We start from the raw sequence: 1,314 nt of genomic DNA, 5'->3' as shown, positions 1-1,314 counted from the left end.
CTGGCCGCCCGACAGACCGCCGATACGCCGGTCGGGCAGGCCGTCGTCGACGGGCAGCCGTACCTCGGCGAGCTGGGCCCGGATCGCCTCGGGGCGTGTGTCCACGGCGACTTCGGCGAGCAGGCGGCGCACCTTCATGCGCGGGTTGAGCAGGGAGCCGGGGTCCTGGCCGACGTAGGCGAGGCGGTGGCGGCGCAGGGCGCGCAGGGCGGGCGCCGGGAGGGCGAGGGGGTCCTGGCCCAGGACGGTGACGCTGCCCGTGGTGCGCTCGGTGCCCGGGGGCAGGATGCCCGTGACGGCGCGCAGCAGGGTGGTCTTGCCGCAGCCGGAGGGGCCGACGACGGCGGTGATGCGGCCGGGGGCGAGTTCGAGGCCGGCGCGGTCGAGCAGGAGGCGGCCGTTCGGGGCGGTGACGGTCAGGTCCGAGACACGGACCGCGCTGTCTCCGGCGGCCGTGTGACTGTCGGAGTACCAGTCGGGCATGTGGTTCACAGCGCGGGTACCGCCTTCCGGCCGGTCGCGGGGACGAGGGCGGCGGCCGCCAGGTTGACGCTCAGGGCGAGCAGGCCGATGGCGACGCTGGGGGCGAGGACGGCCCACGGATTGAGGACGATGCCGGCGGAGTTCTCGCGGATCATCAACGCCCAGTCGGCGGCGGGTGGTTGCGGGCCGACCTGGAGGAACCCGGCGGTGGCGACGAGGTAGACGGCGGCGACGAAGCGGAGCCCGAACAGGGCCAGCAGGGTGGCCCGCAGGTTGGGCAGCACCTCCCGGACCACGAGATACCCCAGCCGTTCGCCGCCGACGGCCGCCGCCTCCACGTATCCGGAGGCCGCCACGGGCGCGGCGGCCCCGGCGACCAGGCGCACCGCGTAGGGGACGCCGAGGACCACGGACGCGGTGACGACGGCGAGCCGTCCGCCGTCCGGCCAGGACAGGGTGACCAGCAGGATGCCGAGCACGGCGGGCAGCAGCATCAGCACGTCGGCAGTGCGTTCGACGATCCGTCCGACGGCCGGGCGCAGGGCGCTGACCGCGCCGAGCACGGCGGCCACCGCGGTGACCAGGACGGCGACGAGGAGGGAGGCGACGACGAGTTCGCGTCCCCCGGCGAGTACGCGGCTGAGGACGTCGCGGCCCAGCTGGTCGCCGCCGAGCGGGGCGTCGCCGCCGGGTTCCGCGTAGGGCGCGACGACCGGGGCGTCGACGGCGTGCGGGGCGAGCCACGGACCGGCCAGGGCGAGAGCGGTGAGCAGCAGCGCCGGGAGGACCCGCAGGACGACCCCGAGGCGGGCACGGCGCGGGGCCGGGGCC

Annotated in this window: 2 protein-coding genes; both read right to left on the bottom strand. The window is 76.6% G+C overall.

The annotated features are described in order from the left end of the window. Positions 1–483 (bottom strand): ATP-binding cassette domain-containing protein (locus tag N4P33_RS35325; protein WP_260831000.1); only part of this gene is annotated, 483 nt, incomplete at its 3' end. A 5-nt stretch (positions 484–488) separates the two neighbouring features. Then, a partial coding sequence (locus N4P33_RS35320; protein ID WP_399030713.1) for an ABC transporter permease occupies positions 489–1,314 on the bottom strand: 826 nt, incomplete at its 5' end.

Source organism: Streptomyces sp. 15-116A, assembly GCF_025290915.1.
GTDB lineage: Bacteria > Actinomycetota > Actinomycetes > Streptomycetales > Streptomycetaceae > Streptomyces.
The sequence above is the reverse complement of the archived record's forward strand: the minus strand, read 5'-3'. Positions and strand labels throughout refer to the sequence as shown.